General features: G+C 64.5%; 23 protein-coding genes. 9 read left to right on the top strand and 14 right to left on the bottom strand.

The window, feature by feature from the left end:
* Positions 1–7: 7 nt before the first annotated feature.
* Entirely contained in the window at positions 8–208 is a 201-nt protein-coding gene (locus tag PO883_RS09615) for a hypothetical protein (RefSeq protein ID WP_289309559.1), read from the bottom strand.
* A 548-nt stretch (positions 209–756) separates the two neighbouring features.
* On the opposite strand from PO883_RS09615, the gene PO883_RS09610 reads away from it, so the two are divergent.
* Entirely contained in the window at positions 757–1,149 is a 393-nt protein-coding gene (locus PO883_RS09610; RefSeq protein ID WP_289309558.1) for a hypothetical protein, read from the top strand.
* Between the two features lie 137 nt (positions 1,150–1,286).
* Positions 1,287–2,552, top strand: a complete 1,266-nt coding sequence (locus tag PO883_RS09605; protein ID WP_289309557.1) for a GNAT family N-acetyltransferase — start codon at positions 1,287–1,289, stop codon at positions 2,550–2,552.
* Between the two features lie 4 nt (positions 2,553–2,556).
* Here the strand turns inward: PO883_RS09605 and PO883_RS09600 are convergent, their stop codons facing one another.
* The 6 genes from PO883_RS09600 to PO883_RS09575 form a co-directional block, all read right to left on the bottom strand.
* Positions 2,557–3,450, bottom strand: a complete 894-nt coding sequence (locus PO883_RS09600; RefSeq protein WP_289309556.1) for a hypothetical protein — start codon at positions 3,448–3,450, stop codon at positions 2,557–2,559.
* 124 nt (positions 3,451–3,574) lie between these two features.
* Positions 3,575–4,087 carry a protein-export chaperone SecB gene (secB, locus tag PO883_RS09595; protein WP_289309555.1) on the bottom strand — a complete coding sequence of 171 codons (513 nt, stop codon included), beginning with the start codon at positions 4,085–4,087 and terminating at the stop codon, positions 3,575–3,577.
* A gap of 60 nt (positions 4,088–4,147) precedes the next feature.
* Positions 4,148–4,882 (bottom strand): PEP-CTERM sorting domain-containing protein, encoded by a 735-nt coding sequence (locus tag PO883_RS09590; protein ID WP_289309554.1) that lies wholly within the window; start codon positions 4,880–4,882, stop codon positions 4,148–4,150.
* A 177-nt stretch (positions 4,883–5,059) separates the two neighbouring features.
* Positions 5,060–6,262, bottom strand: coding sequence for a ferritin-like domain-containing protein (locus PO883_RS09585; RefSeq protein ID WP_289309553.1), 1,203 nt, complete (start codon positions 6,260–6,262; stop codon positions 5,060–5,062).
* Entirely contained in the window at positions 6,240–7,094 is an 855-nt protein-coding gene (locus PO883_RS09580) for a phosphate/phosphite/phosphonate ABC transporter substrate-binding protein (RefSeq protein WP_289309552.1), read from the bottom strand. The genes PO883_RS09585 and PO883_RS09580 overlap by 23 nt, the downstream gene beginning before the upstream one ends.
* 9 nt (positions 7,095–7,103) lie before the next feature.
* A complete protein-coding gene (locus PO883_RS09575) occupies positions 7,104–8,222 on the bottom strand; it encodes an acyl-CoA dehydrogenase family protein (RefSeq protein WP_289309551.1) in 1,119 nt (372 codons plus the stop codon).
* A gap of 9 nt (positions 8,223–8,231) precedes the next feature.
* Between PO883_RS09575 and PO883_RS09570 the strand changes: the two genes are divergently transcribed.
* From PO883_RS09570 to PO883_RS09550, 5 genes are all read left to right on the top strand, one after another.
* Entirely contained in the window at positions 8,232–8,414 is a 183-nt protein-coding gene (locus PO883_RS09570) for a hypothetical protein (RefSeq protein WP_289309550.1), read from the top strand.
* Positions 8,415–8,599: 185 nt separating this feature from the next.
* Entirely contained in the window at positions 8,600–8,932 is a 333-nt protein-coding gene (locus tag PO883_RS09565) for a metalloregulator ArsR/SmtB family transcription factor (protein WP_289309549.1), read from the top strand.
* 9 nt (positions 8,933–8,941) lie between these two features.
* The gene (locus PO883_RS09560; protein ID WP_289309548.1) at positions 8,942–9,199 is read left to right on the top strand and encodes a hypothetical protein; all 258 of its coding nucleotides are present in this window, start codon (positions 8,942–8,944) and stop codon (positions 9,197–9,199) included.
* 41 nt (positions 9,200–9,240) lie between these two features.
* Complete coding sequence (locus PO883_RS09555) at positions 9,241–9,993, top strand: DUF4386 domain-containing protein (RefSeq protein ID WP_289309547.1); 753 nt, start codon at positions 9,241–9,243, stop codon at positions 9,991–9,993.
* Positions 9,994–10,020: 27 nt separating this feature from the next.
* Entirely contained in the window at positions 10,021–10,437 is a 417-nt protein-coding gene (locus tag PO883_RS09550; protein WP_167088178.1) for a hypothetical protein, read from the top strand.
* Positions 10,438–10,494: 57 nt separating this feature from the next.
* Here PO883_RS09550 and PO883_RS09545 read toward each other — a convergent pair whose 3' ends face one another.
* From PO883_RS09545 to PO883_RS09535, 3 genes are all read right to left on the bottom strand, one after another.
* On the bottom strand, positions 10,495–11,442 hold the full coding sequence (locus tag PO883_RS09545) for a calcium-binding protein (RefSeq protein WP_289309546.1): 948 nt from the start codon (positions 11,440–11,442) through the stop codon (positions 10,495–10,497).
* Between the two features lie 114 nt (positions 11,443–11,556).
* Positions 11,557–11,760: a hypothetical protein gene (locus tag PO883_RS09540; RefSeq protein WP_289309545.1), complete on the bottom strand. Its 204-nt coding sequence runs from the start codon at positions 11,758–11,760 to the stop codon at positions 11,557–11,559.
* 48 nt (positions 11,761–11,808) lie between these two features.
* Entirely contained in the window at positions 11,809–12,183 is a 375-nt protein-coding gene (locus PO883_RS09535) for a YajD family HNH nuclease (RefSeq protein ID WP_167088176.1), read from the bottom strand.
* Between the two features lie 824 nt (positions 12,184–13,007).
* Between PO883_RS09535 and PO883_RS09530 the strand changes: the two genes are divergently transcribed.
* Positions 13,008–14,870 (top strand): glycoside hydrolase family 64 protein, encoded by a 1,863-nt coding sequence (locus tag PO883_RS09530; RefSeq protein ID WP_289309544.1) that lies wholly within the window; start codon positions 13,008–13,010, stop codon positions 14,868–14,870.
* Positions 14,871–14,923: 53 nt separating this feature from the next.
* Positions 14,924–16,108: a glycosyl hydrolase family 18 protein gene (locus tag PO883_RS09525; RefSeq protein ID WP_289309543.1), complete on the top strand. Its 1,185-nt coding sequence runs from the start codon at positions 14,924–14,926 to the stop codon at positions 16,106–16,108.
* A 39-nt stretch (positions 16,109–16,147) separates the two neighbouring features.
* Here the strand turns inward: PO883_RS09525 and PO883_RS09520 are convergent, their stop codons facing one another.
* The 4 genes from PO883_RS09520 to PO883_RS09505 all read right to left on the bottom strand — a co-directional run bounded on the left by PO883_RS09520 (position 16,148) and on the right by PO883_RS09505 (position 23,934).
* Positions 16,148–17,068 (bottom strand): hypothetical protein, encoded by a 921-nt coding sequence (locus PO883_RS09520; protein WP_289309542.1) that lies wholly within the window; start codon positions 17,066–17,068, stop codon positions 16,148–16,150.
* Position 17,069: 1 nt separating this feature from the next.
* Entirely contained in the window at positions 17,070–19,124 is a 2,055-nt protein-coding gene (locus tag PO883_RS09515) for a S9 family peptidase (RefSeq protein WP_289309541.1), read from the bottom strand.
* A gap of 397 nt (positions 19,125–19,521) precedes the next feature.
* Positions 19,522–20,553: an OmpA family protein gene (locus PO883_RS09510; protein ID WP_289309540.1), complete on the bottom strand. Its 1,032-nt coding sequence runs from the start codon at positions 20,551–20,553 to the stop codon at positions 19,522–19,524.
* Positions 20,554–20,574: 21 nt separating this feature from the next.
* Complete coding sequence (locus PO883_RS09505) at positions 20,575–23,934, bottom strand: hypothetical protein (RefSeq protein ID WP_289309539.1); 3,360 nt, start codon at positions 23,932–23,934, stop codon at positions 20,575–20,577.
* Positions 23,935–23,938 lie beyond the last annotated feature (4 nt).

Here is a 23,938-nt window from a genome sequence, read left to right as displayed (position 1 = left end):
TCCAAGCCTAGCTGCGGTCGATCTGGCTATTTTCCTTGCTGCCGCTGTTAGCCACCGCAAACATGATCCCGCAGCCGAGCGGGATGAGCGCGCCGATGATGGTCCAGATGGCGCCGATATTGGCAAGGACGGCCAGCTTCCACAGCGCCGCCAGCACGCCGCCCATCAGGACGACAAAACCAACCATATACATTCCCGCCCGTTTCATGATAATTTTCCTTGTGCAGGCCGTGGCCTGTGGGTGCAATAGCTACCCACAATACATAAGCGGCACCCCTGCCGTCTGTGTGCTGGCACAAGTTGCAGCCCATGATGGGGCGGCTGTGGCGCCGACGAGATATATCGACTTGGATCGCTCGATCCGGTGCGTGTACCGCCAATTCACAACAGGCTTCCGAGCCTGTCGGGCTACTCACAACTGCTTTCGTCGATTCCCACGCTTATACACCGGAGCCTGGAAACTGGCTATTGCTCCGGTTTCGCGGAAGATGTCGTTCACGACGGTACCATTATCGCCAAGCTCGGCACCATAGTCGTAGTCGACTCCGTTTCGTATGACGTTCGTATTCGCACCGGGAGCGCCTGCAGCGCCGGCGCCGAAGACGAGCGGAAGATCCAGAAAGAATATTCGAAGAGAATCAAGCAACTCAGACGCGAGCCGGGCACGCGCCTACACAGCAGGACATAGACACGTTCGAACGCGCGGCAAAAACGCCTACCGGGCTCGCCATCTACACGCGACGAGCAGAGACGTTAATGAACACCTTCATTAACGCAACGATCGAGTCGCGGAAGGCCAGGCTGGAAGTCGAATTCATGACCACGGCAATCGGCCAACAGCTGGCCGCCATCCTTGCCCATCAACGAGCGCGCAAAGGACTGGCCGGCTGGTTCAAGGACGTGAGCGCCAATCTGAGCGTGAATGTCCTGACGATCTTGCTCATTGCAGCGCTCGTTTTCGGATACCGACTCCTTGACAACTGGTTGAACCATCTGAGTTCGGAGACGGGTGTCAGTTCCACGGAAATCGTCGATCAAACCGCCCTTGCCGGCTGGACCGGCGATCCTGCCGTCGCCCCATCGGCTGATGCGCAGCACCCGGCCAACGCGCTCATGCCTCGCCTGCGAGCGCGCGTGGCGGCCGATTAGCCCGCCTTCGGCCGATCACGCCAGCCAACGCCGCGCCTGCGGCTTCTGCCATTGACGCCGCGCTGGACTTACCCCTGTCTCCGCCAGCACTGTAGAATCGCGTTCACCGGCATTTCAATAACGATAACAATACCTCCATGAACATCCCTGAAAAAATCCGCTCCATCAAGGCCTCGCTGTCCGAACGCAGCCGCGAGCGCAAGCGCCTGCGCGGCCCCGCCGACCTGAACTACGCCATCGCCGATTCGATCGAGATGCTCGACGCCACCGCCTGGCAAGCCCTGGCGGATCACTCCGGCTTCTTCATGTCCTTCGCCTACCTCAAGTCGCTCGAACAGGTACTGCCGCACAACCTGACGCCGCGCTACGCCCTGATCTACAGCGGCATCGGCGCCGAGCGCATGCCGGTGGCTGCCGTGTACATGCAGATCGCCGAGCTCAACCTGGCGCAGGCGCGGCCGGACAAGCGCCAAGCCGCGTCCACGCGCTCCGGCCCGCTCGACGAACTGGCGAAAAAGACCACCCAGCGCATCCTCAGCTGCGGCAACCTGCTGACCTTCGGCCAGCACGGCATCGCCCTCGCGCCCGGTGCCGATCCCAAGCTGGCCTGGCACGGCGTGGCCGAAGTGCTGTACCGCGTGCGCCAGGCCGACAAGCTGGTCGGCAAGACCCACTTCATCATGATCAAGGACTTGCACGCGCCCCACACCGATCACGCGGCGCATCTGGAACACCTGAGCTACCGCTACGTGGAAACCGAGCCGAACATGGTCCTGGCCCTGCACGACGACTGGAAGCACTACGACGACTACCTGGCCAGCCTGGCCTCCAAGTACCGCAGTGGCGTGCGCAACGCTGTCTTCAAGACGCTCGACGAGGCGGCCTGCACGCTGGAACAGCTGAGCGACCTGGATGCCGTGCAAGAGCAGATTCACGGGCTCTACAAGGAAGTGCAAGTCAACGCCGGCTTCCGCCCCTTCGAGCTGCGCCCCGAGTATTTCCCGGCGCTACAGAAGGCGGCCGGCGAGCGCTTCCGCTGCAGCGTGCTCAAGCGCGACGGCGAGATGCTGGGTTTCCTGATCTCGGTGGCCGATGGCGACACCTCGATTGCCTACCACATCGGCTTCAACCGCGCGGCCGCGGCCGACCTGCCGATCTATCTGCGCCTGCTGCACGCCGGCATCGCCGACGCCTTGTCGATGGGCTGCAAGCAGGTGTCGTTCGGCCGCACCGCGCTCGAACCGAAAGCGGCCCTGGGCGCCAAGCCGCAAACTTTCGGCATCCTGGTGCGCCACCGCCAGCCGGTGCTCAACAAGATGATCAAGCACCTGCTGCTGGGCATCGAGCATGATGACGCGCCCGAACGCAGTCCGTTCAAAAAGGCCGCCGCGAAGGCCGCCTGAAAAGTCAGTGCTTTTTGGTGGCCGGCGCGGATTGTAAGGGCATATATCTGGCGGCCTTGCTGTCCCACACGAAGACTTGCTTCCACTTGCTCTTCAGCGTTTTCATCTGGAGATCCGCGTACCCGTTGGTCTTGCTTGGAAGAACAGACAACACGTTCTGGTCTTCGGAGACATCCCGCTCCCGGGTGCCATCCTTGTTCCGTTCGCCGGCCAGATCCTTGTGGAAGGAGATCGGTTCCGACAGGATATTGACCAGCTTGCCGCCGTCGATCCGGAACAGGGACAGGGCTTCGAACGATGCCGCGCCGCCGGCATAAGCGTCATGCCATCCGAGGCGCAGGCCGATGGCCGTTTCCGTCGGCGTGATCTGGTACCGGGCGACATCGAAACGGCGATATTCTTCCGGCATCAGGTCGCTGTCTTCGCTGCCCGGGGTATTGAATTTCCCCTCCGGCCCCTCGATACCGGAAAATTTCCAGCTGGTCTTTATATCGTAAGGCTTTCCGTAACTGGCCACCAGCGTCGTCCCCGCACTTCCCGCCTGATATTCCACGACGCCCAGGTACACCGGTTTGTCGAGATAGTCAGGCGCCTGGCCGGGCTGGTCATATTTTTCACAGCTCGGCTCCTTGCGGGACTGCCGGTCCGATGCGAATTCCTTTTTGCTCCGGGAAAAACAGGCAATCACGACAAAGCTGTTGGCGCGATAAGGCCAGGTTTTCGCGCCGACCAGGGTGGCGAGCGACGCGTCGCGCCCGGGCGCAATCAAGGCGACCAGCGTATTTGCTGTCAGGCCGGGCGGAAGCGCCGTCCCGAATCCATCCGGTTTACCCTGCTGCGCATAGGCCAGCGACGAGCATGCCAACAACGTCAGTCCCGCAATTTCCTTGATTCGCATGTCACATCCATTTGATGAAGTCACGCGGCGACACTGCGCGTGGGCGCCGCGCTCCGCCAGCACCTGGCGGACCGCGATGATACGGCTGCGGCAGGCGTCGGCGCTACGTCTGCCAGGTGCGGCGCTATTTTCCGGCGCGCTGCTGCTTGTAATAGGTTTCCCAATTGACTTCCGCCAGATGAACCGGAGGAAAACCGGCACGCGTGATGGCATCGGCAACATTCGCCCGCAAATAAGGATAAACGATGTTCGGCAGGCCGATTCCCAGAAGCGGGGCCATTTGAGCGGTGGGAATGTTTTTGATGTCGAAAATAGCGGCTTGTTTCGCCATGACGATGTAGGCGGTTTTGCCATTGATCTTGTGCGTTACCGTGATGCTGACCCAGCCCTCGTAGGCCTCGCTCGCAATCTTTTCCGATCCGGCGTTCAGTTTCACATCGGTTTGAGGCGTTTTGTCGTTGTCGAGAAAAATGGCCGGTGAATTCGGCTGTTCGATCCGCAGCTCTTTCAAATACAGGCGTTGCACGCCGAATACCGGTTCGGCTTTGGCGTCGGCGGCCCAGGCGGCCGGGGTGACGAGCGCCGCCAGCAGTGCGGCTGCGGCGGCCGGGCGCAGTGCGCGCAGTTGCATGTTCATGTGTCGTTCCTTCAGTTGATGCTGCGAGTAAGCAAAGGCGCCGCCCCGCAGCGAAGGCAGTCAGTCCCGGCGCCGCAGGCGGCAGGTACCGATGGCCGCCAGGCCGGCCAGCAGCATGGCGTAGCTTGCCGGCTCCGGCACTGGCGCGGCGCTTCCCTGCGCGTAGCTGTAGGCGGCCCAGCCGATGGTGCCATGTCCAGCCGCTTGGCCGGTACTGAGCGTCGAGCGGTAATCGACCGTCCGCGCGCCGGAAAAGTTTTGGAGCTTGTCGTCGAATTGGTCCGGGGTGCCCGACTGGTCGAAGGCGCTGACATAGCCGTAGATCGACGCCACCGCGCGGCTGCTCTCGCCCAGGCCGTCATCAGCTTGCAGCGATACCGACAAGGTCAGCTTGAGCTGCGTGTTGGGCGAGAGCTCGAACATGCGCCAGTCCGAACCGAGCGCCGAGACACGGGCGCCGCCCGCCAGGCGCGAATCGCGGATCTGCGCGCTCGAACGCATGATGCCGTCCCCCACCATGGCCGCCGCCTCGCCGTAGGGTCTGCTCAGTTGCACGCTGCCCGGCCAAAAAATTTCCTGTAGTTCCCCACCATCGTTAAGGTTGGCGTTCATGGCAACGTCACGGTAGCCGAACTGCACCCACGGCGTGATCTGGTCGTTCGGATCGAGGTCGATCAGTTCGATCCGGACATTGCTGATCTGGACGGACGCGCTGGCGGCGCCGGTCTGGCCGGCAGCGCTACTGAGCGCGGCAGCCAGCGCGCAAGCGGTGAGGTGGGACTTGGATACGAGCATCGAAATTCTCCCCAAGAGTCATCGACTTCAAGGCAGGGCGGATGCACCTGCCCAGGCAAGCTTAACAGTTAACACTGCCAAAAATGCACGATTGCCAGCATTTGCCCACGTCGCGCTACAGCTGCCATGCGGCCGGCACGTGGCGTGTCCCGTCGATGCTCCCACTTCCTGTTGACACTACATGAAATTACGCGTATGCAGGGCCGACAACTGCTGCGCCTCGGCTTTCGAAAACCCCAGCCGCTCCAGGCGCGACTGGCGCCCCTCGGCCATGTCCACCATCAGCTGCTGCACGCGCAGGTAGCCGGCCGCAATCGCCGCTGGCGTCAGTTCTCCCGCCGCCAGCAGGATCAGCGCGTCGAACACTTCCTCGTTCAAGCCCGAGCTGGCCGCCAGCGCATCGTTGCGCGACTGGACCGCGTTGGCCAGGCGCGTGCGAAAGGCCGGCTCGCGTTCCAGCCGCGCCGCCAGGTGCGTCATGCCGAAGGCGACATGGCGCGCTTCGTCGCGCGCGGCCAGGCGCGCGATCTGGCGCGTGACCGGATCGGGCGCGCACGCGTGCAAAAAATGCAGCAGGCTCACAAAAGTCCCCTCCCCCAGCACCGACAGCAAGAATTCGGCCACCGAAAAATCCTGCTCGTCGAGCAGCGTCTTGAGCGAGCTTTGTCCGCCCGCCGTCGACAGGCCCGGCTCGCGGCCCTTGAGGCGCACGCGGCGCGTGAACACCTCGATGTGGCGCGCTTCGTCAGCCACCTGGATCGCCAGCACCGCCTGCACTTCGCGGAAATGCGGATGCACCTGCCCCAGAAAGCGCGCCGGCACCACCAGCGCCGCCACCTCGTTTTCGATCATGTAGGTCAGCACCTGCACCACTGCGTCTTCGACCATGTCGGGCAAGGTGAATTCGGCGTTCCAGTCGATCGCCGTCTCCGGATCCCACTGAGCCGCCGCGGCCTGCGCGTACAGGTCGGCCGCGCGTTCGGCCCACACGTCGTCCTTCTGGTCGAGACGGAACTGCATGGCCGGCGAGCCCGCCTCCACCGTCGCGCCGCGTGCCGCCAGGCCCCACTGGGCCTTGGCCTGCGCGGCGATGGCGCCTTCCACGCGCGGATCGGCGTGGCCGCTATGCAGCGCCGCGCGCCAGCGGCCCGCTTCAGCGCCGCCGCGCGTCACGCGCACCAATCTGCGCCCGTCCACCTCAAGCGCCGCGCACGGGTGCCCCTGGCTGCGGCACCAGGCCGTCAGCTGGCCGTCCCAGCCCGCGCCGCTGCCGGTGACGTCCAGCGCCTCGCCCGGCGCCAGCTGCTGCAAGCCATGCTTGACCAGCAGATGGGCGCCGGCGTCGAAGCCGAGATGCTCAATATCGATAGTCGGCTGCAAGGATCTTCCCTTCCGCATCGTAGAAGCGCTCGTCGTCCACCGCGCGCACCAGCGCGTCGTAACCGCTCACGCGCCCCGGCAGCCAGGTTTTCAAGCCTTCCAGTTCGAGCAGCGGACGCACGTCCGGATCGTCCCAGCTCATGGCCAGCAGCAGTTCGCCGAAGCGCGCGATCTTTTCCGCCGGCGCGCCGGGGCTGACCGTGAAGTTGCAATGGTCGAACGGCGCCGTGCGCGCCATGATCGCGGTGGCGCCGGCCGGCAGCAGGCCTTCGCGCGAGAACACCATGTGGTTACTGTCGATCATCCAGGCGGCGTCGATCTCGCCGGCCATCAGCGCCAGCGCGGCATCGCGTTCGCCGCCGATATGGTCGCCGTGCTTGCCGCCCAAAACGTCGAAACGGCGCGCCGTGTAATCGCGCCCGGCCAGCATGCCGTGCTGGCGCAGCAGGTCGAGCGGAATCAGGTGCGCCTGGGGCGAGTCGATGGCGCCGAAGCCGATCGTCTTGCCCTTCAACTGTTCCAGCGTGACCAGCGGACCGGTACGCGTGACCAGCACCGAGGTCAGGTCGCAATCGCTGTCGCGCATGGCCAGCGCCGTCACTTCCTGGCCGCGCGCGCGCGCCATGCGCTCGGCCCGCACCCACGCCAGCGGTGAATTCCAGGCCAGCGCAATGCTGCCGTCGAACTGCGCTTCGACCTGGCGCTCGTAGTTGGAGTACAGGATGTAATCGAATTCAAAGTCGTGGCGGCGGAAGTATTCCTTGAAGCCTTCCCAGATCGTCACGACTTTCGGTGCGTAGGCCACTGCGCCCATCATCAATGGTGTGTTCATCGCGCCTCCTTAACCGAAAACCGGCATGCCGCAAACGGCCTTGCCGATGAAGTCGAACAGCACGTCGGAGGTCGGCGCCATGACCGAGGCGGCACGCGCATCGCGGAAGTAGCGTTCGATGCCGACATCCTTGCGGAAGGCCGCGCCGCCGCACACGCGCATGGCGCTGTCGGTCACTTCCAGCGCCGCTTCGGCGGCCGCCGCCTTGACCTGCATCACGCGCAGCATGGCGTCCGGACGGTTGGCGGCCAGCGCGGCGAGGGTGTCGTCGCGCAGCGTGCGCACCATGTCGGCCTGGATGCGGGCACGCGCCAGGTAGGCGCGGATGGTCGGCAGTTCGGCCAGCGAGCTGCCCAGGTGTTCCAATTCGCTGCCGGCGGCGTGCGCGCAGGCCGCTTCCAGCACGGCGTCCATCTGGCCCAGCGAGGAAGAGGCGATCAGGGTCGAGAACACCGGCAGCACGGCGCCGATCATGATGTCGAAGCCGCCGCCGTCGACGCCCAGCATGGCGGCCGGCGCGACCCGCACGCCGGTGGCGCTGATGGGCGAGGAGCGGTTACCGCGCAAGCCCATGCCGTCGAACGCCTTCGGTTCGCTCAGGCCGGCGCTCTTGCTGTCGACCAGCCACAGGGTGCTGGCGCCTTCAAGGGCCACGGGCGCGGTCGACCAGACGTACGAATCGGCTTCGCCGGCGGCGGTGACCATCGATTTGCTGCCGTCGATGACGATGCTGTCGCCATCCTGGCGCGCCGTGCCGACCGGCGCCCAGAAGTGGCTGCGCGAGCCATTGTCGGACCAGGCCAGGGTGCTCAGGTGGCGGCCGCAAGCGACGTCGCGGCGCACGGTCTCGCTGGCGAATCTTTCCAGCACGGTTGCCGCGCACAGGTGCATGCAGACGATCATCGCCGTCGACGGGCAGGCCTTGGCCAGGCGCTCGATGAGCTGCGCAGCCTCCGGCAGGCCCAGGCCCATGCCGCCCACGTCCTTGCTGCTGACAAGGCCGAGCAGGCCGGCCTGGCCCAGCGCATCGATCGCGGCGCGCGGAAACTGGGCATCGCGGTCGGTGGCCGGCGCGGCCGGCAGGACGATGGTGGTGACTATGGTGTCGAGTGTTTGAAGGTAAGACATGGCATCCCTGTGAAAATGGCGGATCAATGCCGCCGGATGCGCGAACAGGGACAAGACAAGGAAGGCTCCGGACGGGAGCCGGGCAATGAAGCGCACCTCGACAAGTTCTGCTCGACCTGCCCGGCGGCAGCGCTTGGAAACGGTACTTTTGCCGCGTTTGCACATCGCACCAGCCGCACGCGGGCCGTCTGACCCGGTTCAGCGTTCCAGGGGAGCTGACATCGGCGTTACGGCGGGCTGGTTCAAGACAAACACAACAGTTGCCGCAGTCTATCAGAGTCGCGCCGCGCCCGGCAGGGGCGTTGCCCTTCCGGCGCAGTACACAGCCGCCGAAAAATCCGCTTGACCGCCTGTCATGTGTCAGATATTCTTTACAGGTGAAAGAAAATAAACCACTCATCGAGGGAGACCAGTTGCTGGCGATCCTGTCGGCACTTGCCAATCCGCACAGGCTGCGCATCATCGCGGCCCTGGCAGCGGGCGGACGCAATTACGTCAGCCAGCTTGCACGCGACATTGGCATCAGCCGGCCCTTGCTGCACCTGCATCTCCAGAAACTCGAACAAGCCGGCCTCGTTACCAGCCGCCTCGAACTGTCGCACGACGGCAAAGCGCTCAATTATTTTGAAACGGCCGCTTTCGCCGTGGCGCTGACACCCGAGGCGATTGCCGAGGCAGTGAAGTCCCTTACCACCAACCTTGAGAAATAGGCCAACACCATGTCCGAACACGTCTTTTTGATCACCATCGGCCTGCCGCTGGTCACCGTCCTGCTCATTTTCGGCATGAAGTATGTCGCCGCCATCGCGCAAGCGAAAGCGCGTCTGGCCAGCGACGAGGCTTACCGCCAGCTCGCCACCCAGGCCGCTGCGGCCCAGAGCGAAACGGCGGCCGCGCTGGCGGCCATCGGCGGCCATCTGGCGGAAGTGAAAACCCGCGTGGCCGCCGTCGAGAAGATGCTGCGCGACGTCGAGTAAGCGGCACCCGCCGATTCGATCATCTCACCAGGGAGAACACCATGCCGTACCAGCAAGGAATTGAACTCGGCGGCAAGGATGCGCAGCGCTGCGCGCGCATCGCCGGCGCGCTGTACCTCGTCATCATCGTCATCGGGCTGCTGGGCGAGACGCTGATCCGCAACAGCCTGGTGGTGGCCGGCAACGCGGCCGAGACGGCCCAGCGCATCGTGGCGTCGGAATGGCTGTGGCGCGTCGGCATCGCCGGCCAGTTATTGCTGCTGCTGTGCGCGGTCGGCTTGTCGCTGGCCTGGTACGTGCTGCTGCGTCCGGTGAACCGGAACCTGACCCTGCTGGCCATGTTCTTTGCGCTGGTGTCGCTGGCGGTCGAAAGCGTCAGCGCCCTGCAACTGCAAGGCGTCCTGACCCCGCTGCTGGCCGGCGCCCAGCTGGGCATGGACCTGCGGCAGGCGCAGGCGACGGCTTACCTGGCCATTGTCGGCCACTCGTACGCGTTCGCGGTGGCGCTGATGTTGTTCGGGGTCGAATGCATGATCGTCGGCCACCTGATCCGCAAATCGGGCTATTTCCCGGCTCCGGTCGGGGCGCTGATGCAGCTCGCCGGCCTGTGCTACCTGCTCAACACCTTCATCATGGTGCTCTCCCCTGCCCTGCACGGCGCGCTGTTCCCGGCGATCCTGGTGCCATCCTTCCTCGGCGAGAGCGCGTTCTGCCTGTGCCTGCTGTTCAAGGGCGTCGACATTGCGGCGTGGGAGCGCAGCGCCGCGCCGTCGCCATCACTCACCTTTCACTGACCGTAGCACACCACAAGGAGCCGCACCATGAACGACATGAGTACCCTGAGACTGTCCCTGTTAAGAGCGATGTACCTGCTGCTGGTGGTGGGGCTGGGCCTGACCATGTGGCCCACCATCATCGCCCCGCCGGCCGTGACGGCCAATGCCGGCAGCGTAGTGCGCTCGCTGCTCGGAGCGCTATGCCTGCTGTCGCTGCTGGGATTGCGCTATCCGCTGCGCATGCTGCCGCTGCTGCTGTTCGAGCTGGCCTGGAAGATCATCTGGGTGGTCGCCTTCGCCCTGCCGATGTGGATGGGACCGGGCCTGGACGCGTATGCCGCCGAGACCCTGTTCGCCTGCGTCCTCGGCATCGTGCTGGTGCCGCTGGTACTGCCGTGGGGCTACATCGCGCGTGAATATGTGCGGGCGCCGGGCACGCCGTGGTCGGCCAGCGTGCGCTGAGACCGGGATGCGCGCGGCATCGTGCGCCAGCCCGGCCGCACGATGCCGCATCGGCGTTCACAAGAGCATGCCCAGGCTGTCGCTGTGGCCGAAGGCGTCATACCAGAGTGCGGCGCTGGCGCCGCTGATCCCGATGCCGCCGGGATCGCTTGCATAGAGCAGCGCAAGAGCGCCGCCGGCCGGACTGTCGTCCGACGCCAGGCGGAACTGGTCGAGCTGCGCGCCGGGATGCCATGTATCCGGCATCGCATCGAATGCGGCGAGCAGCGCCAGCAAGTCGTAGAGCACGACCGTGCCGGCCGCGCCGGCGTCGTTCACTTGCAGCCGGAAGCTGTCCGGCGCCGGACGCTCGTACCAGCCGGCCAGCAGCATGCCCTCGGCCGCGCCGGTCATGAGCATCAGGTCGCTGCCCGAGCGGCTCAGCCCCACATCCGTTTCGCCGATGCCGCCGCCCAGGGAGATGGTGGCCATGCCGCGCGCGCACAAGTTCACCGTATCGAGGCCATCGCCGCGATTGAAGGCGATGGTGAAATCGGCGCCCCAGGCGGTGATGTTGTCGTTGCCCGTCCCGCCGACGTACAGGCTCTGCCCCGCCCCTTCGATCAGGTCGTCGCCGGCGCCACCGTCGAGCAGGTTATTGCCGCGCACATCCTGCAGCAGGTCGCCGCCATCCTGGCCGAACAGCAGGTCGGCGCCCTCGCGGCCGTGCAGGATGTCGTTGGCCTGGCCGCCGATGACTACCTCGAAAGCGCTGCCTTCCCCGGCGTACTCGCCCGTCCACAGGGTGGACAGCAATTCATCCTCCGGCAGGAACCAGTATGCGGTGGCGCCATCGTCCCCGCTCAGGATCATGGCTTCCATGTCGACGTCTGCCGATGCCTGCGACAGGGAGGCAAAGGCGGCGGACACGGCCGCGCTCTGGTCCATGTTCCAAAGCACGAACATGCAGTAATCGGGGTCGCCCGCGTACAGGGCGTCGAGAGGGCTGCGTACGGTGGTGGTCATGAGTTCTCCAAGAAAAGGCGACGCGGGTCGCGGGCGGCCGGGCCGGCCGGCACCCGGTATCAGCTTGACACCCGATAAATATAACTTTTCATTGGGAAACTTTATGGACGCAGGTCACTCATGCGATATGAAAATGTTGATACGTGACAATTTGAACCGCTTGAGTCCGCGGCCATGGGCGCCGGGCCAGCGAAACCGGTGCGCTGCGCGCCCGGCAAATGCGCTCACGCGCGTTTCAATGCGCATGGCGGTAATGGATACGCGGGCAGCCATGGCGCCGAACATGCGACAGTCGGCATTTGCTGGAAGAAGGACCATGCCGGCACACCGTCCTTGTTGAGCAGCAGCGACGCCGCTGCCGCCGGATCAATCCTTTTTCTTCATCAGCCCGGCAAGGGCCGCAAACGGGTTGTGGGTGGCCGGCGCCACCTCGGCCGACAGCAGCCCGGCGCCGCGGTCCGCTTCCAGGTAGCGCGAGTGCTCGTTGTCGTGGCAGTACAGGCACAGCAGCTCCCAGTTGCTGCCATCGGGCGGGTTGTTGTCGTGGTTGTGGTCGCGGTGGTGCACGGTCAGCTGCGACACGTTCGCATTGGTGAACTCGCGCATGCAGCGCCCGCAAATCCACGGATACATCTTCAGGGAACGCGCACGGTAGCCGGATTCGCGCGTTTCCGCCGCCTTGCGGGCCTCGGCCACGATCTTGTCGAGGCGGGCGGCGTCGGGTTTTTTAGGCAATGTCATACACAGGGCTTTCTATCACGTTGCCGCATGCTGCGGCAGAAAGCGGATTGTCGCAGAGTTTGCGGCGGGGGTCGAGCGGATCGGGCTGCTCGCCCGGCGTATCGGCCATCGCAATATCACCGGAAAACAGGCAATCTGTGGCCGCCAGAAGACATCATTTTCACTCATTCAGCAAGCCGCCCACTGCCTTGGCACTGTCCGGACCACCCATCAAGCCGGCCAACTTTCGATCGGAGACAGGCATTGCCTGCCCGCATTGCGATGCAAGTGGTATGGAAGACCGTCCCATCATGCCGGCCTGGCCCTGCTGCGGCCGGAAAAACGTCCATGGCCAAGTGGTCTTGTCGGGCTGCCCTTGCAAGCCCAAAGCATCTCGCCGTTTGCCGGATTTTACTTGGTCAATAATCCATTCCGCCGCCCCATCTGTTCTTACCAGCCCTCAAGTTAGATTGCGTTTCACCTCTGTTGACCTCGCTTTAATAGACGGTAATACTGCAACATCCCCGACGATCTGTTCCAGATCCCGTCCTATCAACCCAATACAAGTCCTGAGTGAAATATTTGCCTGCCGCGATATTTCGATACCAAACCATCACCCACATTGGAAGCGCTCCCATCACCAGCATCCACCCAGACACACAATCGCTCAAGCAACGTCTCCCCCTTGTGACGGTACCCATGCGGGTGCTGCACAGCGGGTTTTCGCGGGAGCCGGCCAGGCGGCCGGTTCCGACCACTGCGCATCGCGCATCAACCACAAAGGCCGCCGCCATGCATCATCGTCCAGCGCAGGCAACGGCCACTTTCCACGAGGTGACCGCACCATGAAAAAACTGCTTCAATTCCTCTCGCTCGGCGTGCTCGGCATCGGTTTGCTGAGCGGCTTCAGCGGCACAACATCCGGCAGCGCCGCCATCGGCACACCCAGAGCCACCACGCTGGCCTCGACGCTGCCCTCCTCCTCGGCGCCCTCGAGCACCGAGTGGACCTTCTGCGCCAACGAAAATGGCGACTGCATCTTCACCGGCAACCAGACGGTGCGCTTTGGCGCCGGCTCCAGCTTCACCAGCAAGAAGTTCGACTGGGCCGCATCCTGCAATAGCGGCACTTTCGGCGTCGATCCGGCTCCTGGCGTGGCCAAGCACTGCGAAATCACCAGCAGCTTCGCGTTTTGCGCCAATGAAAACGGCCAGTGCGGCTTCGGCGACACCGAAACCGTGCGCTTCGGGGCCGGCAACACCTACCTCACGCAAACCGTGACCGGCGGCGCCGCCTGCACCACGGCAAACTTTGGCGATCCCCTGCCCGGCACGGCCAAGCACTGCGACCGCGCGCCCACCAGCTGGACCCGCTGCGCCACGGAGAACGGGCGCTGCAATTTCAGCGGCACCCAGGTGCTGCTGTACGGCGCCAATGGCAAGTTCTTCACCAGGACCTTGAGCAACGGCGCCGACTGCAACAGCGGCGTGTTCGGCGACCCGATTCCGGGCGTGCCGAAACGCTGCTACCTGCCCGGCGTGCCGATGCCGTCCGGCTCCACCCCGCCCCCCGATACGGGCACCTGGAACCAGCTGACCACCTTCAAGCTGGTCAACGGCACGCGCGGACAATATCCGGACAGCCAGGTGTACTGGGCCATCATCGGCAAGGACTGGACCAGCGGCAAATTCGTCCACGTCGACGCGGCCGGCCGCTTCGTGCCGATGGCGCTCAGCGATAATGGCGCACTGAGCAAGAACGGCAAGCCCTACACCAATTACTTCCACACCATTGCCCAGCTCAAGTCGATCACCATCCCGCCGCTCAACTCGGCGCGCCTGTTGCTCAGCGTCGGCAGCCCGATGTACATCCAGGTCAATGCCGACGTCAACGGCAACCTCGGCTACGCCGGCGCCAACATCGAAAATCCCTCCGATCCGAATATCGATGTCTACTTCGATTTCGTCGAGATGGCGATCGTGCCCAAGGGCGGCTTCTTCGGCAACACCACCCGGGTCGACCACTTCGGCTTCCCCGTGACCTTGCGCCTGCAGGGCCTGGGCGGCTACGACCAGACCGTGGGTGAAACCGAAACGCGCGCCGCGCTGATCTCGCAATTCGTGGCCAACGCACCGGCCCAATTCAAGGGCCTCGGCCAGGCGCCCTACGCGCCCTACCGCATTATCGCCCCGGCCCACGCCAGCTTCAACAATGGCGGCGCCAACGCGACTTACCTCGACGGCTACATCAATACCATCTGGAACAAATACACCAACCAGAAACTGGTCTTCACCAACCAGCAAGGCACTTTCAGCGGCCAGGTGGTCAACGGCGTGTTCGAGTTCACCGATGGCGCCGGCACCTACAGAGTGCGCAAGCCGACCACCGCGATGGCGCTGCTCGGCAGCGGCACCCTGGCCGACGCCAGCGGCACTGTCGGCGGCACGCCGGCCTACGACAAGCAATTGCAGATCCAGGCGCAGCTGTGCGCGGCAATCAACCGCCACGTGGTGGAAGATCCGGCGCACTGGGGCAACGCGGCTTACTTCTACCCGGCCGGCCAGGCGGCCAACTGGTATGCCAAGTTCTGGCACGACCACAGCATCAACAAGCTGGCCTATGGCTTCGCCTACGACGATGTGTGGAATTACAGCTCGTCGCTGCATACCACCGCGCCGACCACGGCCACCGTGACCATCGGCTGGTAAGCCGCGCCGGGGCGGCCGGCGGCCGCCCTTCCCTCTTTTTTACGGATACCGACATGAAGAGTTTATTGAAATATATGGGCATGGCAGCCATCGGCGGCGCCATCCTGGCCGGCTGCGGCGGCGGTGCGTCCGACAGCGCCCCGGCCAACAGCAGCGCCGCCCGGCCCAGCGCCATGACGCTCGACGCGGCGGCCAGCGCCAGCCCCGGGGAAGCCGAGGGCGTCGGCACGGCCGCCGGCGTATCGGCCGCCGTGGCGCCGTGCAACGCCGTCACCTGGAGCGCGGGCATCAACTACCCGCTGGGCACGGTGGTGTTGTACGCGCCGAATGGACTCTACTACAAGGTGGTACAGGTCGCCGGCAATGGCAGCGATGGCACCACGCCCACGATCAGCACCTGGTACTGGGCCCAGACCACGTGCGGCGTCGCCGCAGCGAAGAAGATCGCCGCCGGCTACTACCCGAACTGGACTCCATCGCCGCTGCGCATCCGCGACGTCAATCCGCGCTATAACCTGATCTACCTGTTCGCCGCCACCCCGGTGGGCGGCCCGCCGGGCAGCACCGGCGCCGTCACCTGGAGCGCGCCCGGCAACGGCCGTGGTGCGGCGACCAAGCTGAAAGCCGACATCCAGTACGCGCGCAGCACGCAAGGACGCAAGATCATCCTGTCGGTCGGCGGCGCCGGCAACGGCATGAGCTTCCCGAACCGCACGAAATCGCAGACCTTCGTCAACAGCATCGCCGCCATCCACGCGCAGCTGGGCGGCATCGACGGCATGGACTGGAACACCTTCGAAGGCAACCAGACACCCGACACTGGCGAAATGATCTGGATCAGCCTGGAATTGAAAAAGCGCTTTCCGGGCTTCATCATTTCCGCGCCGCCGGCGCCATGGAATCCGGTCGACAAGGAATTCTGCCGCGCGATGGTGGCCGCCGGCGCGCTCGACTACGCCGCGCCGCAATACTACGACGGGCCCGATCTCGCCAGTCCGGCGTATGTGGTGGAGAACATCAAGCAGTGGGTCAGCCTGCTGGGCGCGAGCCATGTGGTGGTCGGCTTCGGCATCGATCACGCGACCAATTACATGACCCGCGAGCAGGCCATCACAACCTGGAAGCAGGTCAAGGCCAACCATCCGGACATTCGCGGCGGCTTCGACTGGAGTATTCATACCGATGAAGCGCAGGGCTGGCCCTTTGCCAACGGCGTTGCGCCGCTGATCAACCCGTAATCGTCATCGTTCCCGCGCCAAGGCGGGAACGACAACGGCTTATCGCGGAGCGCTCGCCCGCTGCGGATCGATCCGCGACAGCCACCATGCGCCATGGCGGAACGTGTAGTCGAACGGACCGCTGCGCACCACACTATCTTCCTTGGGCGCACCCGCGCCTTGCTTGCCGGCGGCGATTGCCGGCAAGCCTTTTTGGGCCGCCCCGGCCTTGAAATAGATATCGTGCAAGGTCTTTACCAGCGCCGGCAAACGCGCATCGTCCTGCGCATAGGGCACGCATGCATCCTGCTTGACGCAGACCGTCACGGGGAACGCGACAAAGCGCGCAAACCGGTCCGCCTGCTGCTCTTCCACATAAGTGTTGACCCAGCTTGAGGCATCGGCAACGTCGAGCGCAGCCTTGGAAATAGCCGCGATCTCGCTCAGGATGCCCTGACGCATGCTGTTCCTGGCCGTATACACGCCCTTGACTGGACGCAGCACATCATCGACCCGCCACTGGCCGCCTTCCCGCACCACCACGTAGCGCATCGTGCGCCGTGAATCGGCCGCCTTGGGAAACACCCTGAACGACACATCCACCGCGTTCGCCCCGACCGGCCTGGCCGTGAAGCCGGACGACGCCAAGGTCAGGTCCGCATCGCTGTCCTGGGCATCGAGAAACATGTCGGCATCGGCGCCATAGCCGCACATATCGTCCCCGCGCGCCACCTTTCGGCACGCGAAGTCATTGTCCGCGAGCAGCTTGCGCGCACCAGCCGAATAGAAAGCGCCGCTGTCCAGATAACGTTTCCTCGCCGCCGCCTCATTGGCGAAGTAGTCGCGGTAAAACGCCGTGATCAGCGCGACCGGCGTGCTTGCCGCCGGCACGCTGGCGGCCGGCGCGGCCAGCACGCCGGCGCTGTGGGCAAGTGCGCCACACAGCGCCGCCGCAAGAACGCGGTTCTTGTAGCGTGGCATGTCAGCGCGCCAGATGCTGGTCGAGCCATTGCTTGACCGTGTTATGCCACAGTACCGAATTGGCTGGCTTCAAGACCCAGTGATTCTCGTCCGGGAACACCAGCAGCTTGCTTTCGATACCCTGGCGCTGCAGCGCGGTAAAGGTGCCGAGCGCCTGCGAGGTCGGAATGCGGAAATCCAGGTCGCCCTGCACCACCAGCATCGGCGTCTTCCAGTTCTTCACGAAATGCACCGGATTGAATTGCTCGTACGCCGCCGCGTTGTCCAGGTAAGTTCCCTTGTTTTCCCACTCGGTGAACCACAGTTCCTCGGTCGCGTATGCCATGCCGCGCGTATCGAACACGCCGTCGTGGTTGACCAGGCAGCGGAAACCGTCCGACCAGTTGCCGGCGATCCAGTTCATCATGTAGCCGCCGTAGGACGCGCCCAGCGCGCAGCTGCGCTCGCGGTCCAGCCATGGGAATTTCTTCACCGCCGCATCGAGCCCCTTCTTCAAGTCTTCCAGCGGCGCGCCGCCCCAGTCACCGCTGATCGAGTCGGTGAACGCCTGGCCGTAGCCGGTGGAGCCGTGGAAGTCGATGAACACCGTCGCGTAACCGGCACCGGCGTAGGTCTGCGGATTCCAGCGGTAGCTCCACGCATTGCCGAAGCTGCCCTGCGGGCCGCCGTGCACCAGGAAAGCGACCGGATACTTGGCGCCGGGGGTGGCGTTCCACGGCTTCATCACATGGCCGTAGACGGTCTCGCCCTTGGCGCCGGTGAAGGAAAACTGCTCGGACTCGCCGAAGCGCACGTCCGCCAGCAATTCGCTGTTCAACTGTGTGAGCTGGGTTGGCGCGGCGCCGTTGCTGCTCTTGAACAGTTGCGCACCCGATTGCAGATGAGCCTGCGCCATCACCACCGTCTTGCCGCGCGTATCGAAAGCGCTGACATAGCCCTTGTCGCTGAGGGGCGTGACCTTGCCGCTGGCCGCATCGATCGAGAACAGGCGATGCTGTCCGACGTCGTCGGCCGTGGCCAGCAGGGCCTTGCCATCGTCGCGCCACTTGTAGTCGGCGATGGAGCGGTCCCAGCTCTCCGCCAGGACGCGCTTCTTGCCGCTGGCGACATCCATCAGCACCATGCGGAAACGGTCGGCCTCGAAGCCGGGCCGGCTCATGGCCAGGTAGGCCAGCGTCTTGCCGTCCGGTGAAAACGCCGGTTTGCTGTCCCAGGCCGGATTATCGGCGCTCAGGTTGCGCGGCTCGGCGCCGCCGGCGGCATTGGCCTGGTATATATCGAAATTGGTGGACCAGGCTTCGGTCTTGCCGGCCACGCGCACGCCGAATACCACGCTTTTCCCATCCGGGCTGAAGCGGTATTCCTCGCGGTCGCCGAACGGTTTCGAGGGCACGTCGCCATCGATGCTGCCCGACAGGCTCACCGGCGCCGCGCTGACCTTGCCGCTGGCATCGAGCGGGGCCGAGTACAGCACGCTGTTGCGGCCGTCCGCCCAGGTATCCCAGTGACGCACGAACAGGCGGTCGTAGACCTTGCCGCTGGCCTTGTTCTTGGCCTTCTCGTCCATGCGTGTCTTGGTGCAAGCCAGGTCGGTGCAATCGCGGAACACGGCCAGGCTCATCGCCAGACGGTCGCCCGCCGGCGACAGGCGGAAATTCTCGACGTCGAGCGGCAGGTCGGTAACCTTGACGGCCGCGCCGCCAGCGGCCGGCTGGCGCCACACCTGCGACGAACCCGAGCGGGCCGACAGGAAATAGATGGCATCGCCTTTGGCCGACCATTCCGGATCGGTGCTGTTGGACTCGCCTTCGGTCAGCCTGACCGGGGTGGGCTTGGCGCTACGCAAGTCGATCATCCAGAGCTGGGTGTTGCCGCGGTTTTTCTCCATATTGGTGCTGCGCACCGTGTACACCACGCGCGAGGCGTCGGGCGAGAGGGCTGGCGCGCCGACCCGTTCCATCCTCACCAAGTCGTCGATGCTGAAACCACGCGGCGCGGCCAGCGCGCTACCGGCGGCCAGTGTGGCCGCTCCCAATATGAACAAACGTCCCATCATTGCAATGTCCCCAAGAGTCATGAAAGTGCCAGCAGAACCACATGGCCCCGGCATCATACCAAGTTCGATTGCGCTGGGCAGCTAAAAACGTGTCTTCCAGCCAAGCACCGACATGGAGGCGGGGCTGCAGAGCCCATCCTACAACCGTCGTAAAACGTCCTACAACCGGGGTCAGAGCTCTTATTAGCAACAATTTTGTTGCCAATTAAAGCTCTGAACCCCAATCGCGTTCCCCAGTCGTTTCGGAGTATCAGCGCGTGCCGTATTCGCGACCAAACCGTCGCGTTAACGCAAAACCGAACCGGGGTCTGACCTCTGATTAGAAATCTTTCTAATCAGAGGTCAGACCCCGGTTCGGCTGTTGACATGCTCCGGCATTGACCGGAGGCAGCCAGTCTTAGCGTTTGATGCCGGTCACTTCCACTTCGACCCTGCGGTTCGGTTGCAGGCAGCCGATCAGCGCGGCGCGCGGCGCCACACCGGTGCAGGCCTCGACCTGGTCCGCTTCGCCCTTGCCGGCGCTGACGATGTCGCCCGCAAAACCCTTGCCCAGGATGTACTCGCGCACCGTCGCGGCGCGCTTTTCCGACAGCGGCTGGTTGTACGCTTCCGTCCCCAGGCGGTCGGTGTAGCCGGTCAGCTTGATGCCGGAAATCTGCGCATACACGCCATCGAGCTTGATCATCATGCTGTCGATGCGCGCGCGTCCCGCTGGCAGCAAATCAGGCAAGCCCGATTTATCGAAACGGAACAAGGCATCGGCCGCCAGGGTCAGCTTCTCGACCACCACAGCCGGCGCCGCACCCGGTACCGGGGCCGCCGCTACCGCCACCGGTGCACCGCCGCAAGCGGCAGCCGAGGCCTGCGCCGCTTGCAGATTGTCTTCGGCGATCTGGATGTACGGGTTGGCATGGCGCCAGCCTTGCTGATTGAATTCGTTCCCGGCATGCACCAGTTCGACTTCGGCGCAAGCGACCTTCTGCGCCGCGCAGCTGAAGCCTGCGCCGCTCTTGACTGCGCCGAAGCGCGCCCACAGGTCGTCGCGCAGCTTGGCCGCGTCGTTCACCAGCGGGGTCTGGTCGCCCGGATTGGGCGTGGCGCCCGTTTCCAGCGCGCCCACGATGGCAGCACCCTGCGCCAAAGCTTGCTGCGGGAAGGCGGAACGGTCGTTGCGGGTGTATTCATGCAGCGACACGTCGAGCCAGCACTGCGCCTTCGACAGATAGTAATTGCTGACCGGGACACCCTTGTCGTTGAGCGCTTTGACGCGCTGCTGCAAGGCCTTGTAGCCAGCCTGGTCGGCCACGATCGCCTGGTCGGAGATGCGCTCCGCCGGCGCGGTCAGCGTTTGCGCAAAGGCGCCTTGAACGGCAAGGGCCATGGCGGCGAACAGCACAACGCGCGGGCGGGAAATAATGGTTGGTTTCATTGTCATTCTCATGTCAGGAAATTAGCGGGCCAGCGCGCGATTCGCGTCCGGGTCCTTGCCTTTGAATACATTTTCGTCAAACTTGAAGCGCAGGCGCACAAACCATCCCTTGGAGGTGTAGTCCGCGGCACTCAGATCGCGTTCGCGGAAACCGCTCACGTTGTAGCCCGCCGACAGCCACAGGTTTTCCTTGACCAGGTAGCCGACTTCGACCCCGCGCGCATACTGGCTGCTGCCCTTGTTCTGCGGACTGTGCAGATAGGCGGCGAGCACGCCGATATCCCAGTTTTCGGTGATGTCGTACACCACGCGGCCCGATGCCATCCAGGCGCTGTAGGTCTGCTGGCCCTGCGGCAGGTTGCGTTCGCGGCTGGTCTTGGCGGCCAGGCGCCCGGTGCTCCACCACGGACGGCTAGGATGGTAGTCGAGGTGGGTCGAGACGATGTGCGCGGCATAGTTGTCGCCATCGGCACGGGCACCGTCGCGCACGTTCTTGTACTCGTAGCGCGCCAAACCGTTGAACTGGTTGCGGTCGACCGGACGCCAGGCGACACCGAGCTGCGCGCGTTCCTGCAGGCTGTTGGCCAGCGGCTTGCCGCTCAGGTCGTCGTTGTTGCGCGCCAGCAGGGCGTAGTTGCGGGCCAGGACGGTCCAGTCGCGGTCGAGCTTGCGCACGAAGGAGAGCGTGTTGAGCCACTGGTCCTGCGACTGGTTGCCGATGTCGCCCGGGCTGTCGAACAGGCGGCGCCATTCGAGCTTGACCGAAGCCTTCCACAGCGGGTTGGCGGTGTAGTCGAGCGCCGTCGCCAGGGCCACGCCCTTTTGCTGGCGGCCGTCGAACACGTGCAGGTATTCCGCATTGGTGCTCACTGCCAGGCCTTCGGAAAGGTTCCAGGTGTTGCGCGCACCGCTGGCCAGTTGCAGGTCGCGCCCGTCGGCCAGTTGGGTGTCGATGGAATCGCGCAGGCGGTATTCGGAGAAGATGCTGGCGCCCGGCAGGTAGGTCGATTCGACACCGGCCACAAACGCATTGCTCTTCTCGGCAGGATTCAAGGCGTAGCGCGATGCGAGACCGGTCTGGTTCTCGTAGCGCGCATACGCACGGCTGCGCTCGGACAATTGATACTGCGCGCCCAGCTCGTAACGCTTCTGGTCGCTGCTTGATACGCCATGTTCGATCACGCCGGTCAGAGTCAGCGAATCGGTCGCCTTGTACTGCGCGCCAATCGCCACCGTGTTGGCATCCAAGGTGCCGCGCGTACCCGGCGTGGTGGTCGCGCCGACCGGTGCGAAGGCGGTAATGGTGCTGCCGTTGACCGGGCTGATCGCGCTGTTGGTATTGCCGAAGCCGAAGAAGCCGCCGCTCGGATTCAAGCCGTTGGCGTTCGACACCACGCCGGTGTTGCTGGCCATGCCGACCTGGTTGCGCAGCTCGCCCTCTTCCTTCATGTGTTGCAGCGAGAAGTCCAGGGTCAGGCGCGGATCGGCCTTCCACAGCATGCCGACACGCACGGCATCGCGCTGGGCCACAACCTGCTGGTCGCGGCTTTGCAGCGCGCTGCCGTACACCGTGGTGGTGGACGTGAATTTGGCGCTGACATTCACGCCGGCATCGCTGTGGCCGGGGCTGATGCCAGCCGCGGTGTTGTTGAATTCATCATCGGCACGCTGCCAGTAGGCACGCATGTCGACAGCGTCGCTCTTGTGCGACAGCGCCACGCGCGCAGCCTGGCCCGACGCTGAGCTCGACAGCTCGCCCGCCTGCCCGCTCGGGGTGGTGAACACTTGTCCGTTGGCCGTGTAGCTGGTCGATTCGCTCTGCGCGAATTCGGCCACGATGCTGGTTTTTGGCGCCAGTTGCACGCTCGCGTTGACGCTGTGCAAGCGGTAAGGCGATTGCGGATTCTTGTCGTCCACCGCAGCCATGCCGACGCTGATGCTGTCGGTCAGGCGGTATTCGCCATTGACGCCCATCACCCAGAACTCGTCGCCGCCCTGCTCCACTTCGTACGTCACGCGGATCGATTGCGGGTCGCCTTCGGGCGTGAGCGATGGCACGGCCTGCTTGAACAGGATGCGGCCCGAAAACGGCTCGAAGCTGTAGTCATCCAGGCGGCGCATTGGCGTGACCTGCTTGACCAGGTCGGTCTGGTTCTTGTCGCGCACGATCAGTTCGACGCGCTCGGAATTGGTCAGCGCGCCATTGTTGCGCACGGCGAACGGTCCCGAGCTGCCGTTGGCACGGTATTCTTCGATGACCTGCTTGGCATTGTCGTGGAAGGCAAAGCCGCCCAGGTTGCCGCGTTTCAGGTCCCAGTTGCCGCGCAGGCCGGTGGCGGTGCGCTGGTACTGGCCGAGCTTGCGCGCTTCCATGCCCGTGTTCGGGCCGGGAACCGACGACATGCTGCCTTCGCTGGTCGAAAAATCGCCGTACAGCACATAGCTTTTCTTGTCGTCGACGCGCACGTACAGGCGGCCGGCCGAGCGGGCGTCGAACGCGGTAGTGGCACTGTCGCCGTAGACCGGGTAGAACTCGTTCGGATTGATGTCGCGCTGCAGCTTTTCCTTGGTCTGCTGGTCCGAATCGTAGGCGGCCGTCAACAGCTTGCTGCCGAGGATGGTGCCTTTGACGAAGAACGCGGTGCGGGCGCTGGCGTTGGCCTTGCCGCTGTTGAACTGGCGGCTCCAGCGCGTGATGTCTTGTTCAAAGCCATCGTTAAAGCGCGCTGGCGCCAGGTCGCCGGCGTTCAGGCGGCGCTTGCTGATGACGCCTTCGATCAAGCCCACGGCCAGCATCTGGCGCAGTTCCGGAACGAAGGTAATCACACCCTGGGTGCTGATCTTGCCACCGTCAACGCGCAGCAAGACTTCCTGCGCGGCGGCCGGGGCCAGCAGGCGGAACTGCGCCTTGCCGTTTTTTACGCGCAGCTGCACGCCGGGCGTGACCTTGTCGGCGTCGCCGCTTTGCGGGCCGAGTGCATCGGTGGCGCTGCCGTCGAGCAGGATGCGCCCGGCCGACGCTTCCAAGGTCAGCAGCACGTCATCGGCCAGCGGCTGGCCATCGTCGCCCAGCACCTGCACGCTCACGCGCACCGGCGACTGGCCGTCGGCCGGCACACCGTCGCGGTCGGTTTCGACCAGGATGCGCGCGACCCTGGCGCTAGCATCGAGACGCCCTACGGGACGCCCTACGGGACGCCCTACGGGACGCCCGCTCCACAGTTGCGGCGCCGCCATCTGGGCACGCAGGCCGGCATCGGCCCGGGCCGATGGCAGCGCTTGCGCGCCGGCATTCGGGAAAGCGCAGGCCACCGCCAGCGCACCCGCCAGCAGGCGACCGGTGCCGCGGCGTTGAATAAGAAGAAGTTTTTTGTTCGTCATGGTG

The sequence above is a fragment of the Massilia sp. DJPM01 genome, assembly GCF_030348125.1.
GTDB lineage: Bacteria > Pseudomonadota > Gammaproteobacteria > Burkholderiales > Burkholderiaceae_D > Telluria_A > Telluria_A frigida.
This window is presented reverse-complemented; position numbering and strand designations above follow the sequence as displayed.